Annotated in this window: 22 protein-coding genes; 14 read left to right on the forward strand and 8 right to left on the reverse strand. The window is 62.1% G+C overall.

Translation table 11 applies throughout. The annotated features are described in order from the left end of the window. The first annotated feature begins 32 nt into the window (after nucleotides 1–32). On the forward strand, nucleotides 33–641 hold the full coding sequence (locus AWH62_RS14330) for a 5-formyltetrahydrofolate cyclo-ligase (RefSeq protein ID WP_075191194.1): 609 nt from the start codon (nucleotides 33–35) through the stop codon (nucleotides 639–641). Then, nucleotides 638–1048: a hypothetical protein gene (locus tag AWH62_RS14335; protein ID WP_075191195.1), complete on the forward strand. Its 411-nt coding sequence runs from the start codon at nucleotides 638–640 to the stop codon at nucleotides 1046–1048. The genes AWH62_RS14330 and AWH62_RS14335 overlap by 4 nt, the downstream gene beginning before the upstream one ends. Before the next feature lie 728 nt (nucleotides 1049–1776). On the opposite strand, the gene AWH62_RS14340 is transcribed toward AWH62_RS14335, so the two are convergent. The 3 genes from AWH62_RS14340 to metK form a co-directional block, all read right to left on the reverse strand. Further along, complete coding sequence (locus AWH62_RS14340) at nucleotides 1777–2259, reverse strand: hypothetical protein (RefSeq protein ID WP_075191196.1); 483 nt, start codon at nucleotides 2257–2259, stop codon at nucleotides 1777–1779. 110 nt (nucleotides 2260–2369) lie between these two features. Next, nucleotides 2370–3779, reverse strand: coding sequence for an adenosylhomocysteinase (ahcY, locus tag AWH62_RS14345; RefSeq protein ID WP_075191332.1), 1410 nt, complete (start codon nucleotides 3777–3779; stop codon nucleotides 2370–2372). A 72-nt stretch (nucleotides 3780–3851) separates the two neighbouring features. Then, entirely contained in the window at nucleotides 3852–5018 is a 1167-nt protein-coding gene (metK, locus tag AWH62_RS14350) for a methionine adenosyltransferase (RefSeq protein ID WP_075191197.1), read from the reverse strand. Between the two features lie 258 nt (nucleotides 5019–5276). On the opposite strand from metK, the gene metF reads away from it, so the two are divergent. The 10 genes from metF to tkt all read left to right on the forward strand — a co-directional run bounded on the left by metF (nucleotide 5277) and on the right by tkt (nucleotide 18145). Beyond that, nucleotides 5277–6185 (forward strand): methylenetetrahydrofolate reductase [NAD(P)H], encoded by a 909-nt coding sequence (metF, locus tag AWH62_RS14355; RefSeq protein ID WP_075191198.1) that lies wholly within the window; start codon nucleotides 5277–5279, stop codon nucleotides 6183–6185. After that, nucleotides 6182–7240: a homocysteine S-methyltransferase family protein gene (locus AWH62_RS17070; RefSeq protein ID WP_075191199.1), complete on the forward strand. Its 1059-nt coding sequence runs from the start codon at nucleotides 6182–6184 to the stop codon at nucleotides 7238–7240. The genes metF and AWH62_RS17070 overlap by 4 nt, the downstream gene beginning before the upstream one ends. A gap of 11 nt (nucleotides 7241–7251) precedes the next feature. Next, nucleotides 7252–9909 carry a methionine synthase gene (metH, locus tag AWH62_RS14365; protein WP_075191200.1) on the forward strand — a complete coding sequence of 886 codons (2658 nt, stop codon included), beginning with the start codon at nucleotides 7252–7254 and terminating at the stop codon, nucleotides 9907–9909. An 83-nt stretch (nucleotides 9910–9992) separates the two neighbouring features. After that, entirely contained in the window at nucleotides 9993–10808 is an 816-nt protein-coding gene (locus AWH62_RS14370; RefSeq protein ID WP_075191201.1) for a TIGR00282 family metallophosphoesterase, read from the forward strand. Between the two features lie 210 nt (nucleotides 10809–11018). Further along, on the forward strand, nucleotides 11019–11288 hold the full coding sequence (locus tag AWH62_RS14375; RefSeq protein ID WP_143743083.1) for a hypothetical protein: 270 nt from the start codon (nucleotides 11019–11021) through the stop codon (nucleotides 11286–11288). 111 nt (nucleotides 11289–11399) lie between these two features. Then, nucleotides 11400–12485 (forward strand): mannose-1-phosphate guanylyltransferase/mannose-6-phosphate isomerase, encoded by a 1086-nt coding sequence (locus tag AWH62_RS14380; protein ID WP_143743084.1) that lies wholly within the window; start codon nucleotides 11400–11402, stop codon nucleotides 12483–12485. A gap of 91 nt (nucleotides 12486–12576) precedes the next feature. Then, nucleotides 12577–13341: a YebC/PmpR family DNA-binding transcriptional regulator gene (locus tag AWH62_RS14385; RefSeq protein WP_075191204.1), complete on the forward strand. Its 765-nt coding sequence runs from the start codon at nucleotides 12577–12579 to the stop codon at nucleotides 13339–13341. Nucleotides 13342–13374: 33 nt separating this feature from the next. Then, entirely contained in the window at nucleotides 13375–14526 is a 1152-nt protein-coding gene (locus tag AWH62_RS14390) for an AGE family epimerase/isomerase (RefSeq protein ID WP_075191205.1), read from the forward strand. Nucleotides 14527–14579: 53 nt separating this feature from the next. Beyond that, complete coding sequence (pgi, locus tag AWH62_RS14395; RefSeq protein ID WP_075191206.1) at nucleotides 14580–16133, forward strand: glucose-6-phosphate isomerase; 1554 nt, start codon at nucleotides 14580–14582, stop codon at nucleotides 16131–16133. Nucleotides 16134–16162: 29 nt separating this feature from the next. Beyond that, nucleotides 16163–18145 (forward strand): transketolase, encoded by a 1983-nt coding sequence (gene tkt / locus AWH62_RS14400; protein WP_075191207.1) that lies wholly within the window; start codon nucleotides 16163–16165, stop codon nucleotides 18143–18145. A 33-nt stretch (nucleotides 18146–18178) separates the two neighbouring features. Here tkt and AWH62_RS14405 read toward each other — a convergent pair whose 3' ends face one another. The 5 genes from AWH62_RS14405 to AWH62_RS14425 all read right to left on the reverse strand — a co-directional run bounded on the left by AWH62_RS14405 (nucleotide 18179) and on the right by AWH62_RS14425 (nucleotide 22467). Then, a complete protein-coding gene (locus AWH62_RS14405) occupies nucleotides 18179–19321 on the reverse strand; it encodes an SMP-30/gluconolactonase/LRE family protein (RefSeq protein WP_075191208.1) in 1143 nt (380 codons plus the stop codon). A gap of 139 nt (nucleotides 19322–19460) precedes the next feature. Further along, complete coding sequence (locus AWH62_RS14410) at nucleotides 19461–20645, reverse strand: cupin domain-containing protein (RefSeq protein ID WP_075191209.1); 1185 nt, start codon at nucleotides 20643–20645, stop codon at nucleotides 19461–19463. A gap of 140 nt (nucleotides 20646–20785) precedes the next feature. Further along, on the reverse strand, nucleotides 20786–21340 hold the full coding sequence (locus AWH62_RS14415; protein ID WP_075191210.1) for a hypothetical protein: 555 nt from the start codon (nucleotides 21338–21340) through the stop codon (nucleotides 20786–20788). A 54-nt stretch (nucleotides 21341–21394) separates the two neighbouring features. After that, nucleotides 21395–22024, reverse strand: a complete 630-nt coding sequence (locus AWH62_RS14420; protein ID WP_075191211.1) for a hypothetical protein — start codon at nucleotides 22022–22024, stop codon at nucleotides 21395–21397. A gap of 107 nt (nucleotides 22025–22131) precedes the next feature. Next, nucleotides 22132–22467 carry a hypothetical protein gene (locus AWH62_RS14425; protein WP_075191212.1) on the reverse strand — a complete coding sequence of 112 codons (336 nt, stop codon included), beginning with the start codon at nucleotides 22465–22467 and terminating at the stop codon, nucleotides 22132–22134. A gap of 316 nt (nucleotides 22468–22783) precedes the next feature. Here AWH62_RS14425 and ruvC point away from each other — a divergent pair, with 316 nt between their 5' ends. Beyond that, a complete protein-coding gene (gene ruvC, locus AWH62_RS14430) occupies nucleotides 22784–23284 on the forward strand; it encodes a crossover junction endodeoxyribonuclease RuvC (RefSeq protein WP_075191213.1) in 501 nt (166 codons plus the stop codon). Next, nucleotides 23281–23919 carry a Holliday junction branch migration protein RuvA gene (gene ruvA / locus AWH62_RS14435; RefSeq protein ID WP_075191214.1) on the forward strand — a complete coding sequence of 213 codons (639 nt, stop codon included), beginning with the start codon at nucleotides 23281–23283 and terminating at the stop codon, nucleotides 23917–23919. Before ruvC ends, ruvA begins: the two co-directional genes overlap by 4 nt. Nucleotides 23920–23922: the final 3 nt, after the last annotated feature.

Below are 23922 nucleotides of genomic sequence, written 5' to 3' on the forward strand. Positions count from 1 at the left end.
ACACGCCCTGACGGCGCAAGTGGAGCCGCCACATGACTTTTCCCGCAGACAAGCCGGCCCTGCGGTCACGGATGATAGAACTGCGCCGCATGGCGGCCGAAAGCCTGCCGGGGGCCGGTGATGACCTGGCCCGGAATTATCCCGGCGCTTGGTTGCCAGCAGCCGGCGCCGCCGTGGCCGGGTATTGGCCATTGACCGGTGAAATCGATCCGCGTCCTCTCATGAAACGTCTGGGCGACCTCGGGCACCCCTTGTGTCTGCCGGTTGTGCAGGGCCATGGTCGGCCGCTCCTCTTTCGCGCCTGGTCCGCCGGTGATGCGCTGGAGCGCCGGCCCATGGGCGTGATGGAGCCTCGCGACGACCGGCCCGCGCTCCGGCCGGGGCTTGTGCTGGTGCCACTGCTGGCTTGCGACCGCTCCGGCAATCGACTCGGCTTCGGCAAGGGCTATTACGACTATACGCTGGCGGCGTTGCGCGCAGCCGGGCAGGTTCGGGCGATCGGACTGGCCTTTGACTGCCAGGTGCTTGCGACAATTCCCGCAGAACGGCATGATCAAGCTTTGGACGGGGTGGTCACCCAGAGCGGTTCAATGCCGTTTCCGGCCCATCCCGGGGCGCCGGATGATCGAGGGATGTCATGACTTTCACCGTCACGCATGATCCCGCCAGTCACGCGGCCTGCCTGACCCATGTCGGACCGGTGGATGCCGAGGAAATCCTGGCGTCACGGCAGGAGCTTCGCGACGTGGCTATCGCCCAATCAGTGCGCGGGGTTTTGATCAATATCCGGGACTCGAGCATCAACGCCGAGCCCGTGCAGATCATCGACAATGTCCAGGGCCTGGTTGATGGACTGGCACCGGGTACGAAATTGGCTTTTGTCAGCAAGGCCGAGGATCAGAAGACGGTGTCCATGATTGTGGCAACCGTTGCCCATTCCTCGGGCCGAAAGGTCGGCCAGTTCCACGAGCTCGAGAAAGCCCTGGGCTGGATCCGGCTGGACTGGGATGCGGCGGTAGCCTCCGGCTTTGTCCCGATTGTCGACTAGCTGGCAGGGCGAGGCGGTGCTGAATGGTCTTGTTGCCATGGAGCGGGCTGTGCGAGCTTTCCCGCCAGCCCACGCTGTGGGGAAGAACCACTTATCCCCCGCACAAACTACCGCAAGCCGTCATCCTGACGAAGGTCAGGACCCAGTCTCGCACACCCGATTTCACCAAACCCTGCAACGACTTCGCGTCGCAGACTGGGTCCCGATTGTCATCGGGATGACGGTGTGTGGGGTGGGAATAGAGGTAAACTTATCCTCCCCCCTCGCCAACCGACATATAATGCCCTCGGTTTTCGGGACGGGAGGCACGAGCTCAGTCACTTGTGCCCGGAAACGAGCGGAGCCTGTCCGCGCGTCGGATGTGACAATCCGAAGCTCCGGCAGGGCGTGCGACCAGGTCGCGGGGCACTAAACGACCGACCCCATCTACCTGACGCATTGGAATCGGGGGCGAGAGCGTCCGGGAAATCTCCCATCTTTTTGTTCCGGAAGGCTTGGCGGGATGTCGAGGACATCACGGACACCGCAGACCACCAACAGGACACCCCGGTGTCCGCCGACATCCCGTTCCCTCCCACACTTCGGCGCAATCGCGGCCGAAGACGCAGGTGTATGGCCTCACACGGGTTACGCGTCTGGTTGCCGCCGCCTGGCACAGCCCGCCGCATTGGCGCTCGCCGACCTGCCAACGCCGCTGGCGGCCCGGGCGGTCTGGCGCGCTGTTGATGCTAGAGTTTGTAGGAGCCGGGTGTTTCGTGAAAAATGGCGTCCGCGTAAGCGACGAAGTCCGGTGACAAGCCAACCCTGCCGAACGATTCCCAGATCTCTCTGCCGCCATCGCAGTCGAGGATGAATTCGAGGTCCTTGAGGACGGCATGCCATTGGCTCTTTGGCAACAGGCCGTCGGCGTGCAGCTCGAACATGACGCTGTAAATCTGTAAAAAATGCCCGATGAGGATACCAAACTGCAGCCGCTCGTCCGGGTCGAGCTGGGCGTAGGACTCGATGCCGCGTCTGAACATTGAAGCGGTCGGCTTGCTGCCCACTGTCAGCGAATGCATCTGCCCTGTCGCTTCGACAAACTGGTAGCGCGCGGCGGCCTGCAATTGCTTGGTGTTCTGGCGGACTTGCAGGGCCAAGTACAGCAGTGTCGGCCCGACCAAGAGGACCGCGACGATCTGCGAAATCAGATAGGCATCGTTCAATGTCATGACGGTTCCCCCACCGCGAGACTGGACGATTCCCCGCTCTGCGTCACGAGTGATAAAAAGGGCGCCTCGCCGGCTGGCAAGGCGCCCCTTCCTTGTTCGGGTGCGTCGTCCTAGTAGCGGTAGTGCTCGGCCTTGAACGGGCCGTGCTGCGGCACGCCGATATAGTCGGCCTGCTCTTCCGACAGCACGGTCAGCTTGGCGCCGAGCTTGTCGAGGTGCAGGGCGGCGACTTTCTCATCGAGATGCTTTGGCAGGATGTAGACTTCGTTGCCGTATTGATCGCCTTTGGTCCACAGCTCGATCTGGGCCAGCGTCTGATTGGTGAAGCTGGACGACATCACGAAGCTCGGATGGCCGGTCGCATTACCCAAGTTCACCAGGCGGCCTTCCGACAGCAGGATGATGCGGTGGCCTTCCGGGAAGTTCACCAGGTCGACCTGCGGCTTCACATTGGTCCACTGATAGTTTTTCAGGCTCTCGACCTGAATTTCATTATCGAAATGGCCGATATTGCAGACGATGGCCATGTCTTTCATGGCGCGCATGTGATCGACGGTGAGGATGTCCTTATTGCCGGTCGCGGTGACGAAGATATCCATCTCGCCGATCACGTCTTCGGCCAGAACGACTTCGAAACCGTCCATGCAAGCCTGCAGGGCGCAGATCGGGTCGATCTCGGTGACGTAGACGCGGGCGCCGGCACCGGCCAGCGATTCCGCCGAGCCCTTGCCGACATCGCCATAACCGAAGACCAGCGCCTTCTTGCCGGCCATCATCACGTCGGTACCGCGACGGATGGCATCGACCAGGCTTTCGCGGCAGCCATAGCGGTTGTCGAATTTCGACTTGGTGACGCTGTCATTGACGTTGATCGCCGGGAAGGGCAGTTCGCCGCGCTTTTGCATCTGGTAGAGACGCATAACGCCGGTCGTGGTCTCTTCGGACACGCCCTGGATGGCGGCCTTGGCCTTGGCGAACCAGCCCGGGGTCGCAGCAATGCGCTTCTTGATTTGCGCGAACAGGAAGGTTTCTTCCTCGGATTTCGGATGGTTGAGAACGGACGGGTCGTTCTCGGCCTTCTCGCCAAGGATCAGATACATGGTGGCATCGCCGCCATCATCGAGGATCATGTTGGCAGTTTCGCCGTTCGGCCAATGGAAGATGGCGTCGGCATAGTCCCAGTATTCTTCCAGCGTTTCGCCTTTGGTGGCGAAAACCGGCACGCCGGTCTCAGCGATCGCCGCGGCAGCGTGGTCCTGGGTCGAGAAGATGTTGCAGGAGGCCCAGCGGACTTCGGCGCCGAGCGCGGTCAGCGTCTCGATCAGGATCGCGGTCTGCACGGTCATGTGCAGCGAGCCGGCGATGCGGGCGCCTTTCAGCGGCTGGCTGTCCTTGTACTCTTCGCGCAGGGCCATCAGGCCCGGCATTTCGATCTCGGCCATGTCGAATTCGATCCGGCCCCATTTGGCCAGCGACATGTCCTTGACGACATAGGGTTTGTCCGCAGCAAATTGCGTCATGACCATCAGGTCCTTCTGTATCGGTGTTCTCAGGGCGATAGGGCCGGTGACTTGGCCCAGCTCATATCAGGATCAAAGGAGAGAGCGAAGCTCGTCGGCGAGATCGGTGCGCTCCCAGGAAAAGGCACCGTCATCGGTCGGCGTCCGGCCGAAATGCCCATAGGCGGCCGTTCGGGCGTAAATCGGCTTGTTCAATTGCAGGCGCTCACGGATGCCACGCGGTGACAGATTGGCCAGTTGACGCAAGGCGTTTTCCAGCTTGGCTTCGTCAACGCGGCCGGTGCCGTGCAGGTCGACATAAAGCGAGAGCGGCTTGGAAACGCCGATCGCGTAGGAAACCTGGATTGTGCAGCGCTTGGCCAGTTCGGCAGCGACCACATTCTTGGCCAGCCAGCGGCAGGCATAGGCGGCCGAGCGGTCGACCTTGGTCGGGTCCTTGCCGGAGAAGGCGCCGCCACCATGCGGTGCGGCACCGCCATAGGTGTCGACAATGATCTTGCGGCCGGTCAGGCCGGCATCCCCGTCCGGTCCGCCGATCACGAAGGTGCCGGTCGGGTTGACGTAAAACTCGTCTTCCGGCGGGAACCAGCCCTCGGGCAGAACCTCGGCGACGACCGGGCGAACCAGTTCGCGGATATCCGCTTGGCTCAGTCCGTCCTTGTGCTGGGTCGAAACGACGACAGAGGTGACGCCGGCAGGGACGCCGTTCTCGTAGCGCATGGTCACCTGCGACTTGGCGTCGGGCTCGAATTCCGGGCGGGCGCCGGATTTGCGAAGTTCGGCCATGCGCTTGAGAATCTGGTGCGAATAGGTGATCGGCGCCGGCATGAGCTGCGGCGTTTCGTCCGAGGCGTAGCCGAACATGATGCCCTGATCGCCTGCCCCCTCATCCTTGTCGCCGCTGGCATCAACGCCCTGGGCGATATGCACTGATTGCTCGTGCAGGAAGTTCTGCAGATTGGCGGTCTGCCAGTGGAAGCCATCCTGCTCATAACCGATATCACGTACGGCTTCGCGGGCGGCCGCCTCGATCTCGCCATCGTCGATCTCTGCGGCGCAACGGACTTCGCCGGCCAGCACGATCTGGTTCGTGGTGGTCAGGGTCTCGCAGGCGACACGCGCTTCCGGGTCCTTGCCCAGGAAAAGGTCGACAATGGTGTCGGAAATGCGGTCGCACACCTTGTCCGGATGGCCTTCGGAAACACTTTCGGACGTGAAGATGTAGGAAGAACGGCTCACTGTGGAATCCTCATATAAGGAAAGCTTTATATCGTCGGGTAGACCAGATGTGGCGAGCGGATGCAAGCCTTGTGCGCTTCGCAGAAGATTTCACCAGCCCATATAGGCGCCGCTGTCCAATACGCCAATTCACCCCTAGCCAATCACATCATATAAAGATATCTTTATGTCGTGATGTTGATATCGTTTGGGTCGATGGTCGATGGTCGCTGGCGAACGCGATCTGTCGGTGGACATTTTATCGGTGAAAGGTGCCCCATGAGTGCGGATGGACAGACAGCGCGGAACACGAATGGCCTGGCCGTTTCGTTCGAATTCTTCCCGCCGAAGACCGACGCGATGGAGGCGACGCTTTGGGAGTCGATTTCGCGCCTCGAACCGCTCCAGCCTGACTTTGTGTCGGTGACTTACGGTGCTGGCGGGTCAACCCGCGACCGGACACACCGCACCGTGCACCGCATTGTCGAGGAAACCTCGATCCGGCCGGCCGCCCACCTCACTTGTGTCAGCGCAACGCGCGAGGAGGTCGACACGGTTATCCGCGACTACTGGCGGTCCGGTGTTCGGCATATCGTGGCGCTGCGCGGTGATCCGCCGGATGCGATCGGCGGCGCCTATGTTCCGCCGGCAGGCGGCTATGCCAACGCCGCCGAACTGTCGCGCGGCATCCGTGATGTCGGTGATTTCGAAATTTCCGTCGGTTGTTATCCGGAGACGCATCCGGAGAGTCCGAATGCCGATTTCGACATTGATTTGCTCAAGGCAAAGATCGATGGCGGGGCGACCCGTGCAATCACGCAATTTTTCTTCGACCCGGATATCTATTTCCGTTTCCGGGACCGGGCAGCGCGGGCAGGCATCACGATCCCGATCATTCCCGGCGTGATGCTGCAGCCGAACTTTAAAGGCCTCAAACGCATCGCCGGCCTGTGTGGCGCCAGCCTGCCGAATTGGCTGCATGAGGCCTATGAGGGCCTTGATGACGATGCCGGCACGCGTCAGCTCGTGACGGCGCATGTGGCGGCAAAATTGTGCGGCAAGCTGCGGACCGGCGGCGTCGACGGGTTCCACTTCTACACGCTCAACCGCGCCGAGCTGGCTTTGTCGACCTGTCAGTTGTTGGGCGTGAAGGCCTGCGAACGCGAAAGCGAGGCGGTGGCGTCATGACCCGGATTGATCGTATCAGCGCGCTCGAGCAGGTCGCGAGCGAGCGCATTCTCATTCTCGATGGTGCCATGGGCACGCAGATCCAGGACCTGAAGCTGGACGAAGCCGGCTATCGCGGTGAGCGCTTTGTCGACTGGGGCGTCTCGATCAAGGGCAATAACGACATTCTCAACCTGTCGGCTCCCGACGCGGTCAGGGCAATCCATCACGCTTATTTCGAGGCTGGCGCCGATATTGTCGAAACAAACACGTTCTCGGCGACCGCGATCGCGCAAGCGGACTACGAAATGCAGGCGCTGGCGCCGGAAATTGCCCGCGAGGGCGCACGTCTGGCGCGCGAGGCAGCTGACTGCTTCGCTGCAGATACCGGGCGCGTGTGCGGTGTTGCCGGTGCGATCGGGCCGACCAACAAGACGTTGTCGATCTCACCGGATGTGAATGATCCCGGGCATCGTGATGTTGATTTCGAGACCGTGCGGGCAACCTATTATGAGCAGGCCGAGGCGATGGCGCCTCATGTCGACTTTTTTCTCATTGAAACCGTTTTCGACACGCTCAATGCCAAGGCGGCGATCAAGGCATTGCTCGATTTACGCGCCAGCTCGGGTGAGCACGTCCCGATCATGATTTCCGGAACAATCACGGACCGGTCGGGACGGACGCTGTCCGGTCAGACGGCGGAGGCCTTCTGGTACTCGGTCCGGCATGCCCGGCCGTGGGCTGTTGGACTCAATTGTGCCTTGGGGGCCGATGAGATGCGGCCCTATATCAGTGAAATTTCGCGCGTCGCCGACACCTTGATCCTGGCCTATCCGAACGCCGGCCTGCCCAATGATATGGGCGAGTATGACGAGACTCCCGACCAGACAGCCGCGCATCTTGGTGAATGGGCGAACTCCGGCTTGGTCAATATTCTCGGCGGGTGCTGCGGCACAACGCCGGATCATATCCGCGCCATCGCAGCGGCGGCGAAATCCGCGGATCCACGCCGTCCCGCCCGACGCAAGCGCGCCACGCGCCTGTCGGGTCTGGAACCTTTCGAACTGGCGTCCTGAGGCCCTGTTTCATGTCCAAATCTGTACCCAGTTTCGTCAATGTCGGCGAGCGTACCAATGTGACCGGCTCAGCCCGCTTCCGGAGGCTGATCACCGAGGGTGATTATACCGAGGCCGTGTCCGTTGCCCGTCAGCAGGTCGAGAACGGCGCCCAGATCATCGATGTGAACATGGATGAGGGCTTGCTCGACAGCGTTGAAGCGATGACCCGTTTCATGCGTCTGATCGCCGGCGAGCCCGACGTGGCGCGCGTCCCGGTCATGGTCGACAGCTCCAAATGGGAGGTGATCGAGGCCGGGCTGCAGAACACGCAAGGCAAGGCCATCGTCAATTCGATCAGTCTCAAGGAAGGCGAGGCTCAGTTCCGCGAGCATGCCGGCAAATGCCTGGCCTATGGCGCGGCGGTCGTGGTGATGGCCTTTGACGAGACCGGCCAGGCGGACACCGCAGCCCGCAAGTACGAGATTTGTGAGCGGGCCTACAAAATCCTGGTCGACGAAATCGGTTTCCCGCCGGAAGATATTATCTTCGACCCGAATATCTTTGCCGTGGCGACCGGGATCGAGGAGCATAACAACTATGCCGTCGATTTCATCGAGGCGACCCGGCGTATTCGTGACAATCTGCCGGGCTGCCACGTCTCGGGCGGCCTGTCGAACATCTCCTTTTCCTTCCGCGGCAATGAAACCGTGCGCCGCGCCATGCATTCGGTCTTCCTCTACCACGCCATCAAGGCGGGGATGGATATGGGCATCGTCAATGCCGGCCAGCTCGACATTTATGACGATATCGAACCCGAGCTGCGGGAACTGGTCGAGGACGTCATCCTCAATCGCCGCGCTGACGGGACTGACCGCCTTCTCGAGGCGGCTGAACGCTATCGCGGTCAGGGCGCCGGACCGGCCAAGGTGCGTGATCTGAAATGGCGTGATGCCCCGGTCGGTGATCGCATCCGTCATGCCCTCGTCCACGGCATCAATGAATTCATTGTCGACGACACCGAAGAGGCCCGTACGTCTTTTGACCGGCCGCTGCACGTGATCGAGGGGCCGCTGATGGACGGCATGAATGTCGTCGGCGACCTGTTTGGCGATGGCAAGATGTTCCTGCCGCAAGTGGTCAAGTCGGCTCGCGTGATGAAGCAGGCCGTTGCCCACCTCATCCCGTTCATGGAGGAGGAAAAGGCCCTGACCGGCGATCAGGGCAAGTCGAACGGCAAGATTGTCATGGCCACCGTGAAGGGCGATGTGCATGACATTGGCAAGAACATCGTCGGCGTCGTGCTGCAATGTAACGGTTATGACGTGATCGATCTTGGCGTGATGGTTCCGTGTGAGAAAATCCTCGAGACGGCGCGCAAGGAAGGCGCGGATATCATTGGCCTGTCCGGTCTGATCACCCCCTCGCTCGACGAGATGGTGTTTGTGGCGTCCGAGATGGAGCGTCAGAAGGTCGATATCCCGTTGCTGATCGGTGGCGCGACGACCAGTCCCGCGCACACGGCGGTCAAGATTGATCCGTCGATCCATGTGGCGCCCGTCGTCCATGTGCATGACGCCAGCCGGGCGGTCGGTGTGGTCTCGAAACTTCTGTCGGATCAGCGCGATGCCTATGCAGGCGAGGTCAAGGCGGAACTGGCCAAGATACGCGAGCGCCGTCTTGCCGCCCGCTCGGCGAAGGCCCGTTTGCCGATCGCGCGGGCGCGGGAGAACGCTTGGGATTGCGATTGGTCCACCTATGAACCGCCGGTGCCGAACCGCCCCGGTGTCACCACGCTCCAGCCGGATCTCGCCAGCTTGGTCGATTATATCGACTGGACGCCCTTCTTCTTTACCTGGGAGCTCAAGGGCAGTTATCCGGCCATTTTCGAGGACCCCAAGCGCGGTGAGGCGGCCAAATCCCTGTTTGCCGATGCCCAGGTGATGCTGGACCGGATCGTCAAAGAGCAATTGCTGCAGCCACGCGCCGTGGTCGGGTTCTGGCCGGCCAATCGCGATGGTGATGATGCCGTCCTGTTCACCGATGACACGCGTGAGACCGAATTGGTGCGGTTTTACGGGCTGCGCCAGCAAGCCGCCAAGGACAATGATCGCCCGCATCTCAGCCAGTATGATTTCCTGGCGCCCGCCGGTCACGCAGACTGGATCGGGGGGTTCGCTGTGACGGCTGGCGACAATGCGGAGCTTTTGGCGCGTTTTGAGGCCGATAAGGACGATTACAATTCCATCCTGTTCAAGGCGCTCTCCGACCGTTTGGCTGAGGCGGCTGCCGAATGGCTGCATGAGCGGGTGCGTCGTGAGCATTGGGGCTATGCGCCGGACGAAGAATTTTCCAATCGCGACCTGATTTCAGAGGCCTATGACGGCATCCGGCCAGCGCCGGGTTATCCGTCCCAGCCCGATCACTCCGAGAAGCGGACCCTGTTCGGCTTGCTCGATGCCCAGGAAAAGGCGGGCATCGGCCTGACCAATTCCTTCGCCATGATGCCGGCCTCGTCGGTGTCCGGCATCTACCTGTCACATCCCGACAGCCATTACTTCGCCGTTGGCCGGATCCTGCGCGATCAGGTCGAGGATTATGCGCGTCGCAAGGGCTGGACGCTTGAAGAGGCCGAACGGTGTCTGGCCCCGATCCTTGACTATGTCCCCGGTGCCGTGGACGCCGCCTGATCCGGATGTATCAGTCATGACTTGGACATTCGGTGCCTGATGCGCCATATCCGTCGACCTGATCGCAGACGGAGTCCTTATTCATGCGCCTGGCCTTTTTTGGAGACATTGTCGGCAAGACCGGCCGCCGCGCGATCGAGGACCATCTGCCACGCGTGCGCGAGGTGTTAAAACCCGACTTCATCGTCGTCAACGCCGAGAATGCGGCGGCCGGGTTTGGTGTTACCGAAAAGATTTGCAACCAGTTGTTTGATCTGGGCGTCGATGTGCTCACGCTGGGCAATCACGCGTGGGATCAGCGTGAGACGTTGAGCTTCATTGACCGCGAGCCGCGTCTGCTGCGTCCCGCCAATTATCCGGTCGGCTCGACCCCGGGCGCCGGCGCCAATCTCTATGATCTGCCGGATGGGCGCCGGGTCTTTGTCATGAATGTGATGGGCAATCTCTTCATGGAGTCGCTGGATGACCCTTTCACAGCGGTCGAGCGAGAGCTTTCCGCGGCGCCGCTGGCGGTGGTTGCGGACGCCGTAATCGTCGATTTCCACGGGGAGGCGACGAGTGAGAAAATGGCGATGGGGGCCTTCTGCGACGGTCGGGCGAGCCTCGTTGTCGGCACGCACACCCATGTCCCGACAGCCGATGCGCGCGTGTTGCCGGGCGGCACGGGCTATCAGACCGATGCCGGCATGTGCGGTGACTATGACAGCGTGATTGGCATGGACAAGGAAGAGCCCCTGCGCCGTTTCACGACACGCATGCGGTCCGGCCGCTTCGAGCCGGCGACCGGCGAAGCGACCATGTGCGGCGTCTTTGTGGAGACCGATGACAGCACGGGTCTGGCGCTTCGCTGCGAGCCGATCCGGCTCGGCGGGCAACTCGCCGAAGCGCTTCCCGCGTGATGTGACAATTTTGCTGCGATGCAGCGGATTCCCTGTGGTTCGCCGTTGCCACTGCTTGATGTGCGCAAAATCGTCGATACCGTATCTTGACGTCGCGCCGCTGCCGCTGTGACCCCGATCACGGTCGGTCAGGCGGGAAGGGCGCAGAATGTCATTTGGTGGGGCGGGAATGGGCCCCGACCGAGTGACACGAGGTGTCAGGGGGAGAGCGTGTTCAAACAAACGATCCGGTTCGATGACGTGCGGTCGGCACACGAGTTCGACCAGCATCTCGCCGCTTTCCTGCGCGCATTCGATGCCGAGGAGGGCCATGACGACGCCTGCGTCTTTGCTACGGGTGGCGTCGATGGAGACGCCTATGTCCGTGTTGTTCAGACAGACAGCGCATTGGTGCTGGGGCGATTGTTGAATTATTTGTCGGCCAGAGATTTTCCGCCCGCGACGTCAGTTCGCGCCCATTACGCGGAGTTGGCCAACTGAGTTTGGCATCTGTTGTCGTTGACCAGAGCGTCGCTTCCTGACACAGCGCGGTTGTAATGTCGCGTCGATCTGCTTCATTCATGTCCTCGATTGTTAGCGGGAGGAAACGCTGTGGCGTTGGTTGTACCGGTTATCATGTCCGGCGGGTCAGGAACACGGCTCTGGCCGCTATCCAGGACCGCTCATCCAAAACAGCTCCATGCTCTGGTTTCCGACATGACGATGATTCAGGAAACCGTCTCCCGGGTCGCCGAAACGCGGAAAGATTTCCGCTTTGCTCCGCCGATTGTGATTCTCAACGAACGTCAGCACGCACTCGCCCGCCTTCAGCTTGATGCGCTCGGCGTTCGACCATCCCATTTTGTCGTCGAGCCGGTTGCCCGCAACACGGCTGCAGTCGCTGCAGTGGCTGCAACGCTGGTCGCTCGGGAACATGGTGATGATGCGATCGTATTGCTGTTGCCGGCCGACCACCATATTCGGAAGCCCGACGCGTTCCACGACGCGATCGAAGCCGCTTTGTCACTGGCAAATTCGGACCACATAATTACCTTTGGTATCGAGCCGTCCACGCCGGAAACCGGCTATGGCTATATCGAACGCGGTGAACCCGTCGCGACCGGCTACCGGGTCAAGCGGTTTACTGAAAAGCCTGTCAGGGAGGTTGCCGAACGCTTCGTCGCGGCCGGTGATTTTTACTGGAATGCCGGCATATTTATGTTCGGGTCAGGCGCTGTGCTTGCGGAGATGGATGCGCTTTGTCCGGATATCTCCGTGATCAGTCGCGAAGCCTTGGCCAATGGAATGGTTGACGGCGACCTCATCACGCTGTGCGCCGACGCTTTTTCGCGATGCCCGGCCAATTCGTTCGACTATGCGGTGATGGAAAAGACGGAACGGGCTGCCGTCATTCCTGCAGACATCGGATGGTCCGATGTCGGTGCCTGGAACGCGTTGTGGGAGATCGCTGACGACAAGACGCCCGAAGGGAATGTTTCCCGCGGTGACGTTCATTTCGTCGATACACAGAATTCCTACGTAATGGCCGCCGGGCGCCGTGTCGGGGTCGTGGGTTTGGACAATGTCGTTATCGTGGTCACGGATGATGCGGTTTTGGTGAGCGACGGGGCGCGGACGCAGGATGTCAAGGTATTGGTCAATGCTCTCGTTGATGAGGGGCGTGGCGACCTGCTCTGAATGACGCGGCAATGTGGCGCAAAGTATGGTGTTTGGCTGACATTCTCGGTAGAGAAAACGCCTCGAATCCGCAGGAACAGGAAACTCGACCATGGCCGGACACTCCAAATGGGCCAATATCCAGCACCGCAAGGGGCGCCAGGACAAGCTGCGTTCCAAGCTGTTCTCGCGCCTGTCCAAGGAAATTTCCATCGCCGCGAAGATGGGCGGCCCCGATCCGGATGCCAATCCGCGCCTTCGCCTCGCCATCGCCAACGCCAAAGGGCAGTCGATGCCCAAGGACAATATCCAGCGCGCGGTCGACAAGGCCTCGGGCGGCGATGGCGATGATTTTGAAGACATCCGCTATGAGGGTTTCGGTCCGGCCGGAATCGGCGTGATCGTCGAGGTCTCGACCGACAACCGCAATCGCGCGGCCGCTGAAGTCCGCACTGCTTTCGCCAAGAATGGCGGGAATCTTGGCGAGACCGGCTCGGTCGCTTTCATGTTCGATAATGTCGGCGAGATCCGCTATCCGCTGTCGACTGTTGACGAGGATGACATGATGGAGGCCGCCATCGAAGCGGGCGCCGAAGATGTCGGGTCCGAACCAGGCGATGAGGACAATGAAGGCGAGCATGTGATTTACACCGCCCGTGAAGACCTCATGGAAGTGGTGGGAAATCTCTCCGAACGTTTTGAGGATCCGTCCTCGGCCAAGTTGATCTGGAGGCCGCAAAACCTCATCGAAGTCACCGGCGACAAGGTCGGCTCCTTGATGAAGATGATGGAAACGCTCGAAGATTGTGACGACGTACAGAACGTTTATGCCAATTTTGACATTTCCGATGAGGATATGGCGCAACTCGACGGCTAGCGCCGTGGGGGCTTGGGGGGTGTTTTGAATTCGTTGGAACGGTTCGCCGACTGGGGGGTCAATGTCGCCCTGCCATTTTGGGCCGGTCATGCCTGGGACAGGCGAAGCGGCGGATTTCTCGAATCTCTCAGCCTCGACGGCAGGCCGGTCACCGGCGACACACGGCGGGTCCGCACCCAAGCACGCCAGGTCTATGTCTTTGCGCGCGCGCATCTTGCCGGATGGTGTGATGGTTTTAACCTTGCCGTTGACGGTTTCGAGTTGCTCGAGCGCCGCGCGAAATCACCGGACGGCAAGCCGGGCTGGGTCCATCGTCTGAGCGATTCAGGCGAGGTCGAGGATCCGATGCGGGATCTCTATGATCATGCCTTCCTGTTGCTGGCCTTGGCGTGGCTGCATCGATTGACGCGGGACAGTTATTACCGGAACAGTGCCGACGCGTTGATCGCATATCTCGACGACGCATTTGGCCATCCGGCAGGCGGCTATTGCGAGAATGTCGGTGGTGCTGCGCTGCCGCGCCGCCAGAACCCGCATATGCACTTCTTTGAATGTTTGCTCGCTTGGCACGAAGCGACAGCGGACCCGGAATACCTGCGCCGGGCCGGTCATATCCTTACGCTCTTGGAGGATCGGTTCATGGTCGCGCCGGGCGGCTTTCTCGCCGAGCATTTTGACAATGAACTGCGCCCGGCACCTCGCCCCGATGAGGGGCTTTTGGTCGAACCGGGCCACGAACTTGAATGGGTGTGGCTGCTCGACGAGGGTCGAGAAGCGGGTCTGGCGGTTCGGGAAAATTTGCCCGACGAGTTGTACGCACATGCCTGTCGGTTCGGGCGCAATGCCAAGACCGGCTTCATGATGAGTGCCATTTCCGGAGCCGGCGATATTATCGACGGGGGCAGTCGGACCTGGGTACAAACGGAGTGGTTGCGCGCCGCGCTCGCTCGCCAGCGTCTGAGCCATGTCGATGGCGGGAGCGAGGTCGAACGTGCTGCTGCGCAACTGCTGCAGCATCACATTGACCCGGCCCTTCCGGGCGGTTGGATCGACCAGGTCGATGCGTCCGGTCAGCGGGTTGCTGACCGCATGCCGGCCAGCACGCTCTATCACCTGCTCGGTGCGGTCGTGGAGGCCGATCGCGCGGGTTCCAAGGACCATGAAAGCGCGTCCGACGCCTTGTGAAGCGACCGCCCTGCCAATAGGTTGTCATTTCCACTCTGAGCGCAGGAAGTCCCGTGTCCGATACCGATTTGAACGCCCATGCCGAACGCCTGTCCGGCCTTTCTCTCCGTGCGCTGGCCGAGGCTGGCGAAGATCGTTCCAAAGCCCTGATCCTGAGCGCGGCAGGCCTCGAACTTGACGCGACCAAACAGCGTCTCGATGAGGCGGCCCTGCAGGCCCTGTTTGCCCGTGCCCGCGCGAGCGGACTTGAAAGCAAACGCGATGCGCTTCTTTCGGGCGCAATTGTGAACGCTACCGAAGGCCGCCCGGCCTTGCACATGGCCTATCGTGAGGGCGGCAATCTCGCGGGCAGTGATGCGGCAGCATTGGTCAAGCGGACACAGGCCGAGACGCGTGATTTCGCCGAGCGTGTACGTTCCGGTGCCTATGCGCCGTCCGGGGTCAGGATCAGCCGCGTCGTCAATATCGGGATTGGTGGGTCGGATCTGGGGCCGCGTTTGGTTGCGGATGCGCTGGCTGACCATGCCGATGGCGGCCCTGAGCTTCGATTCGTCGCCAGCCTCGATCCCAGCGACCTCAAACATGCGGTCGCCGGGGCAGAGCCGGCCGCGATCCTGTTCATCGTTGCCTCGAAATCCTTCTCGACCCAGGAAACCCTGATGTCCGGCGAAGCCGCCCGGGATTGGCTGGCCGGGCATGTCGGCGCCGACAAGGCGGGGGCCCATTTCGCAGCCGCATCGGCTGCGCCCGAGAAGGCCAAGGCCTTCGGGATTGATCCCTCGCTGGTGTTTGATTTCCCGGACTGGGTCGGGGGCCGTTATTCCGTCTGGAGTGCGGTTGGATTGGCGCTCGAGATCGGCCTTGGTCCGGATGTCTTCCAGGCCTTCCGCGATGGCGCAAAAGCCATGGACACGCACTTCGCGACAGCGCCGCTTGAGCGCAACATGCCGGTTCTCAAAGGGTTGATCGATGTCTGGAACCGGATCGGCCTGGACTATCCGGCCCGCTGTGTCGCCGCTTATTCGGCCCGACTGGGAAAGTTGGCGGACTATTTCCAGCAGCTGGAAATGGAATCGCTCGGCAAGTCCGTGACGGTCGACGGCAAGCCCGGCTCAACCCCGGGCGGAGCGTTGGTGTGGGGCGGCAATGGTACTGAGATCCAGCACTCCTTCTTCCAGTGGCTGCATCAGGGCGGTGACGTGGTGCCGGTCGATTTCATCGGCATCGCGCGGCACTTTTCCAGCTCTGATGCGCGTGAGCAGGCACTTGCCGCGAACATGGCAGCGCAAGGTGCGGCCCTGCTCGACGGTCGCAAGATTGATCCGGCGATCGAACCGGAGCTTGCCAGTCACAAGTCCATGCCGGGCGGCCGACCATCATCAACCCTGTTGCTCGATGACCTGACGCCGGCAACGCTTGGGGCGCTTATCGCACTGCACGAACACAAGGTTTTTGTCGAAAGCGTGCTCTATGACATCAATCCGTTCGACCAATGGGGTGTCGAGCTGGGAAAAGTGCTGACCAAGGGGATTTTGGACGGCGATATATCCAGCTATGACGCCTCCACAAAAGCCTTGCTCGCAAGGACAGGCCTGATATCCGGCTAGCGGCCGGCCCGGCGCATGGAGACGCTCGCATGACCACGCTTTCCACCTCGGTTTCGATGTCCGATATGGCCAATGCCATCCGGGCGCTGTCGATGGATGCCGTCGAGCGGGCCAATTCCGGTCACCCCGGCATGCCGATGGGCATGGCCGATGTGGCAACGGTGTTGTGGGCCAAGCATATGAAGTTTGATCCGACCGCGCCGGGCTGGGCGGATCGCGACCGCTTTGTCCTGTCAGCTGGCCATGGCTCGATGCTGCTTTATTCCTTGCTGCACCTGACCGGGTTTGAAGACATCACCCTCGATGAGCTGAAGAATTTCCGGCAGATCAACAGCCTCACCGCCGGCCATCCGGAATATGGACATACACCGGGTGTGGAAGCGACCACTGGACCGCTGGGGCAGGGTATCTCGATGTCGGTCGGCATGGCCCTCGCCGAGCGCATGATGAATGCCCGCTATGGCGACGAGCTGGTCGATCACCGCACCTGGGTGATCGCGTCCGACGGTGACCTGCAGGAAGGTATCTCCCACGAGGCGATCTCGCTGGCCGGCCATCTCGGGCTCAACCGCCTGTGTGTCCTTTGGGACGATAACGAGATTTCCATCGACGGTCCGACCGATCTTTCCGAGAGCACTGATGTGATCAGACGTTTCGAGGCAGCCGGCTGGGCGGTTTCGCGCATTGATGGCCATGATCACGCGGCCATCGACGCCGCCCTGCAGGCCGCGCGTTCGTCCGACAAGCCGGTCCTGATTGCGTGCCGCACGACGATCGGTTTCGGGGCGCCGACCAAGGCCGGTACGGCGGGCAGCCATGGCGCGCCGCTCGGCGACGAGGAGATCGCCGGTACGCGCAAGGCGCTGGGCTGGACGTCGGCGCCGTTCGATATCCCCGCCGACATCCTCGATGCCTGGCGCGCGACGGGTTCGGCGGATTCCCATCAGGCCTGGCAGGACCGTCTCGCCGGCTCGGAGAAGGCCGATGACTTCGTGTCACAGATATCCGGTGAGCCCGGAGAGGCCGAACTCGCTGCGCTTGATGCCTGGCGTCGCAAGGTTGCCGAAGACAAGCCGGCCGTCGCATCGCGGGCCGCTTCCGGGCAGACGCTGGCGGCCATCATCGGCGACTGGCCGAGCCTGGCGGGTGGCTCTGCCGACCTGGCGGGCTCCAATCTGACAAAGACGCCAGGCGTGGGTATCGTCAAAGCGGGCGACTATGCCGGACAGTACATTCATTTCGGCGTGCGAGAGCATGGCATGGCGGCCTGTGCCAACGGCATGTCCCTGCATGGCGGTTTCCGGCCGCATGTCGCGACCTTCCTGGTCTTTGCCGATTACTGTCGCCCCTCGATGCGCCTGTCCTCGCTCATGCACCAGCCCGTGGTCTATGTGATGACGCACGATTCCATCGGCCTGGGAGAAGACGGTCCGACGCACCAGCCGGTCGAGACACTGGCATCGCTACGCGCCATTCCGAACATGCATGTCTTCCGGCCGGCCGACGCGCTGGAAACGGCAGAAGCCTGGGATCTCGCACTGCGTCGGATCGACGGCCCGTCCGTCCTGGCGCTATCGCGCCAGAAACTGCCTTTCCTGCGCGACGATGACGGCAGCGAAAACCGTTCGGCGCGCGGCGCTTATGTGCTCTCTGACAGTAATGGTGCGCCGGATGTTGTGCTGGTCGCGACCGGCTCGGAGGTTTCGCTGGCCGTCGAGGCCGCGTCGGCGCTCCGCGGCAAAGGGCGCAGTGTTCGCGTGATCTCGGCACCTTGCCTCGATCTCCTGCTTGAGCAGGGCGATGACCATATTGATGATCTCTTCCCCGCCGGTATCCCGGTGGTCGCCTGCGAGGCGGCACTGCGTTTCGGTTGGGACCAGATCATCGGGCGCAAAGGCGCGTTTGTCGGCATGACCGGCTTTGGTGCGAGCGCGCCCGCGGAGACCTTGTACGAGCATTTCGGCATCACAGCGGAGGGCATCGTCAACGCCGCCGAAAGTTTGCTCGCATAGGCGGTCGCGACATCCGGACCGTCTGGGAACAGACTAGTCAGTGCCGCCAGTGCGCGGGGGCGCGGTGGCGCGCAATCCGGCTTGGACGGCGGCCTGTGGCAGCTGCGCGATATAGCCACAATCGGCTGAGCCGAACCATAATTCCTGGTCCACCGACAGTGTCATGTTCGAGATATGGCACAATTGGCTGTGTGTGCCGTGCAGCGACGAGATGATCGTGCCGTCCTGTTCGTTGATCACCGCAATGAAGGCGTTCGGCCGCCCACCGGTCGGTTGCACCCAGCGGGGCAGCCGCGAAACGATCCGCGCAAGCCACGGGTTGCGGCGGATTGTTCGCAGGGTCGGGTCGCGCTGGGCGGGGAAGGCGATGAACAAGTGGCCTGAACCGTCGGTCGCCAACCCGTCTGGTAGTCCGGGCAGATTTTCGACGAAAACTTCCGACTCGCCGCGTCTCGGTCCGTCCACCCAATAGCGGAGTATCCGGTAGCGGAAGGTTTCAGCGATATAGATGGATTGCCGGTCTGACGCGACAGCCAGGCCGTTGGGAAAGTAGAGCCGGTCCGCCGCCAGACGGGTTTGATGCGTTCGCGGATCCCAAACATAAAGCGCGCCGTGCGGCCGGTTTTCCAGCATGTCGTCGCGATGGCTGTTCCGGTCGGGGTCATTGCCAAGCATGACCGAGGAGTCGGTGAAATATATCTCGCCATTCGGCGTGACGGCGAGGTCGTTGGCATATCCGAAGGGGTAGCCGGGGACGCCGGCGCTGACCTGGGTGGAACTGCCGGTGATGGTATTGACTGCGAACAAACCGTTCGCGGTGGTGGCTCCGAGCGTGCCCGCATTGATCCAGCTTAGGCCGAGCACGGGAGCGGTGTCGAAGTCTGCGATCACGGTTCCGGGCGTGCTTGCTTGTGCGGGGTCGATGCGGACGACCTCGCCGGTAAGATTTCCGTAGTAGAGGGCGCCGTCCGGTCCGAGTGCGATGCTGCGGGCAGCGCCTGAAGCACCAACATTTACGAAGCGGGCTGTGTCCAGTGCCGCGTTCGGAGCCAGCGGTCCGGCCATCGCCGGCGGCTCCGGCTCATCCCAGTAAACCGGGTTGATCGACGAAGGCCACATCAGCCACAGCACTGCGAAAACCGCCGCCAGACCCAGAATTGTGACACCGAAACGCAATGGCCTACCTGCCTGCAAACAAGTGAGCGGCCCGGAGGTGCCGGGCCGCTTCAGGGAGCCGCATGTAGAGTTTTAACCATACCGTCCGCAAGTGATTGGCAGGTTTTGAATTATAACCTGCGGTTTCGCGGACTGCCGATCACGTCGGCACGATGAGGCCGAAAGCGTGCAATTTGGCGAGTGTTTCGATCGCGCCGGCCTCGTCCTGACCGGCAAAGCTGGCCGCGGTGACCGTGCCGCCATCAAGCAGGATGTGCAGGCCGGCCTCGGCCTCTGCGGCAAAGCGCACTTCGCCGCCCGCCGTGATGATGACGTTCTCCTCGCCATCACCGGCAAACCGCCACGGCACGAAGGGGCGCAAGCGGAAAGCCTGGCCAGGTTTGCCGGGTGCAAGATATCCGTTGATCGTACCCCTTGTGTTGGGCACGCGTGAGCGGATGAAGCTGTCGACGAAGAAGTCCATCGCCCCGTCGACGCTCATCTCGCTGGCCAGGGTCTCGGTCATGGCCTTGAAATATGATGCAGCTTCGCTGCGGTCAAAATTGGGATCGGCGAAACCCGGCGGCAGCGAACGGCGCATGGCCGGCGTGCGCAGTGCCACCTCGGAGACCGCTTCCAGCATCAGGTCGGCCCAGGTCTTGACGATCAGACCCAGCGTCACGTGCAGCGATGCGGTGTCGCCATGGGTCTGGGCGTCATGCATCAGGCCGCGCGGCACATAGATGCATTCGCCCGCCTTGAGCACAAATTCGGCGACCGGTTCGCCGGCCTTGTGGGCGTCGGGGCGGAAACCTTCGCCCCGATAGGGGTTCTCGACAGGCGTTTCATAAAAGCGCCAGAGTTTCTCGCCCTCAATCTGCAACACAAAGACGTCATGGTCGTCATAATGGGTGTTGAAGCCCTGATTGTCCGGCGGGGTGAGATAGATATTGGTCTGGACGTGGCAACTCAGGATCGACTCGACCGCGCGGCAAAATTCCCCGAGCACAGCGTCTGACATGTGCAATTGCGGAAGGATGATTGTGGCGCCCTGGCGGAACTGGTTGGCGACGCCGCCGCGATCAACATAACCGGTGTCGAACATGTAGTCTTCGCGGCTGACCGGCGGTTCCGACCGAGCCATGTCGAGCGATCCCTCGCGCAGATCGATGCTCGAAATAATCTCATCGATCCGGGCCATCGAGAGCAGGCCAGCATAGCGCCCCGGGTCGTCGCGGTGAACGATGAGTGGCTTGGCCTCGTGATAGTCGCGGAAAAAGGTGTCGCGATCGATCGGGTCAATCATCGCGCGGAACGGATCCGTCAGCCAGAGCGGTGCGGTCATGTGGTCTCTCTCCCCCGGGAATGAATGAGAAGGTTAGCGGTGTCGTCAGGGATTGTCGCCACTGAGCGGCCTTGGATGTCAGTGGCATACGAAAAACCCCCACGCCAAGGCGCGGGGGTTTTCTGATCAGTCCGGATGCTTCAGCAGCGTCGGCCCCCGCCGACCGGGTCGGCATAATTGCCGCTGTCATTATCGGTGCAGGATCGTCCGCCGCGCCCGCCGCCGACCGGGTCGGCATAACGTCCGGTGTCGCTGTCGGTCGTGCCGCGATAACCGCTGCCGCGTCCGCGTCCCACCGGATCCGCATAGCTTCCGGTATCACTGTCGGTCACGCCGGAACTGCCACGGCCGCGACCGGCGGGATCGGCATAGGAGCCGCTGTCGGCATCCGTGACGCCGCCGCCACGCCCGCCGCCCACCGGGTCGGCATAGCGGCCGCTATCTGCATCGGTGACACCACCGCCGCGACCATTGCCGACGGGGTCGGCATAGCGTCCGGTGTCACTGTCCGTCACGCCGGTATTGCCGTATCCGCCGCGCCCGCCGCCGGCGGGATCGGCATAGCGGCCCGTGTCGGTGTCAGTGTAGCCGGTCGTTGCGCAACCGGCGACGGTGCCGGCGGCGCCGGTCACAACCGCAGCGCCAGCGACCCGCGTCAGGAATGATCGCCGGGAAAGTTTGCCTCGTTTGGCCATTCAAGCCTCCATGGGTGAGGCCGGCATCGATCTGGTCGAGCGGCCCTGCGGGAATCAGCGGCAGCGATCGCCGCGACCAACGGGGTCGGCATAGCTGCCGGTGTCACTGTCGGTACATGAGCGGCGCCCGCGGCCATTGCCGGCGGGGTCTGCATAGGCACCGCTATCGCTGTCGGTGACGCCGGAGCGCCCGCGGCCATTGCCGACCGGATCCGCATAGGCACCGGTGTCGCTGTCGGTGATGCCCGAATTGCGGCGTCCGCGGCCATTGCCGGCCGGATCCGCATAGGCACCGGTATCGCTGTCGGTAATGCCCGAATTGCGACGCCCGCGGCCATTGCCGGCCGGATCCGCATATGAACCGCTGTCACTGTCCGTGATGCCCGACCGTCCGCGGCCATTGCCGACCGGGTCGGCATAGGCGCCGGTGTCATTGTCGGTAACGCCCGAGCTGCCGCGGCCATATCCGGCGCGGTCAGCATTGCGACCGCTATCGCTGTCGGTTGCGCCGGTGCGCCCATAGCCCGCGCGATCCGCATAGCTGCCAGTGTCACTGTCCGTGCGGCCGGTGCGGTTTTGCGCCGCAGCAGCGCCTGTCACGGCTCCGGCGGCGCCGGTTGCAATCGCAGTTCCAGCGACGCGCGTCAGAAACGAGCGGCGGCTGAGCTTGCCCTTCTTGGCCATGAAACTACCTCACTCTCGTGTCCGGCAATCCCCCACGAACTGCCTGGTGTCCCTCACGATAGAGATATGGCGGCGGCACCAGGGATGGCGCCGCCGCGAAGTCTTGACTACAGGCTGGAGCCGCGGCCACGACCACCCGGGTCGGTGCAGCCCGAGCTGTCGCTGTCGGTATAGCCTGTATTGCCACGGCCGAACCCGGCCTGGTCGGCGCAGGCGCCGCTGTCACTGTCGGTGCGACCGGTACGGCTTGTGCCGTGGTTGGCGTAATCATTCGGGTCGGAATCGGTGATGCCGGTACGTGCCACACCATCAACCGGGTCGGCATCCGAATAGCGTTGCACCACAGCTGCGCCCGCAACCGTGGCAATTGCACCGGTTGCGATCGTTCCGCCCGCGACGCGGGTCAGGAAAGAGCGACGGCTCAGTTTGCCTTTTTTGGCCATGTTGAATTCCCCCTGTAGCTTCGTTGCGCAATCCATAGCGCGCACGATCAAATTCACTGAGAGTCTAAGCACGCAACCACAACGGCGCAAACGAAAGTTTTATATAAAATAATCAACGATTTCATATGTATGTAAGTATTCATGAGAATGCATCTCACTAATTTTGAGTATGCGACTGGTTCTCATCAAGTGCGCGCTAACAATGCGAGTTAGTCGCAAGAGAATCCGCGCGGTGCCGGCTGCGGGCGGAGATGTGTCGTTCACGTCTTGTTCCGGGCTCTCGCTGGTGTTAGCTAGGGGCAACCGGGAGGGGCGAATGGCGTTATCCGTGCGAATTCTTGGGATTGACCCCGGCCTGCGACGCATGGGCTGGGGTATGATCAGTGTCGAGGGGAGTCGGCTGAGCGCGATCGCCCATGGCGTTGTCACGCCACCGACCAATGCGCCATTGTCGGAACGTCTCATCCATTTGTTCGACGCCGTCGGCGATCTTGTGAGGCAATACAGGCCCGACGAAGCGGCCATTGAAGAGGCCTTCATGGCGGCCAATGCGTCTTCGGCGCTCAAACTGGGACACGCGCGCGCTGCGGCCTTGCTCGCGCCGGCCCAGGCCGGATTGCCCGTCGCCGAGTATGCCGCGCGGCTGGTGAAGAAATCGGTGGTCGGAACCGGCGCCGCCGACAAGGCCCAGATTGCGGCCATGGTCGGTGTCCTGCTGCCGGGAACACGGGCGACGGCGGATGCGGCTGATGCGCTCGCCATTGCGATCTGCCACGCCCATCATCGGCGGGCATCACAAGTCGGGAGTGCGGCATGATCGGAATGCTCAGGGGGCGGGTCGAAGCGCTTGGCGCTGACGAGCTCGTTCTCGACGTGAACGGGGTGGGCTATCTGGTCGGCGCAGGAGCACGGACCCTGTCACGCCTTGAACCCGGCGAGGACATCGTCCTGCACATTGAGACCCATGTTCGCGAGGACGCATTCAAACTGTACGGCTTTCTCCACGACATCGACCGGGCCTGGTTCGTGCATCTGCAGAACATCCAGGGCGTCGGCGCCAAGGCCGCCTTTGCCATTCTCGACACCGTGCCGGTCAGCGAGATCGCCAATGCCGCCGCGCTGGGGGACAAATCGACCTTTGCCCGCGCCAAGGGTGTCGGGCCCAAGCTGGCGACGCGAATCGCCACCGAGCTGAAAGACAAGGCGCCGCCTGTCGGGCGCAGCTTCTCTATCGGCTTGCCGGTTCATTCCGGCGATACCGCACCGGCCGCTGCGCCGCGGTCGGATAATGCCGACAGCGCGGCGCGCGAGGACGCCGTCTCGGCCCTCGTCAATCTCGGCTATAATGACGGCGCGGCGCGACAGGCCGTGGCGAAAATACTGCGGGAGCGCGGCAATGACGCACCACTTGGCGACATTATCCGCCTGTCGCTGAAGGAGTTGGCGCAATGAGGT

Origin of the sequence: Maricaulis sp. W15 (assembly GCF_001924955.1) — a bacterium.
GTDB classification, from domain to species: domain Bacteria; phylum Pseudomonadota; class Alphaproteobacteria; order Caulobacterales; family Maricaulaceae; genus Maricaulis; species Maricaulis maris.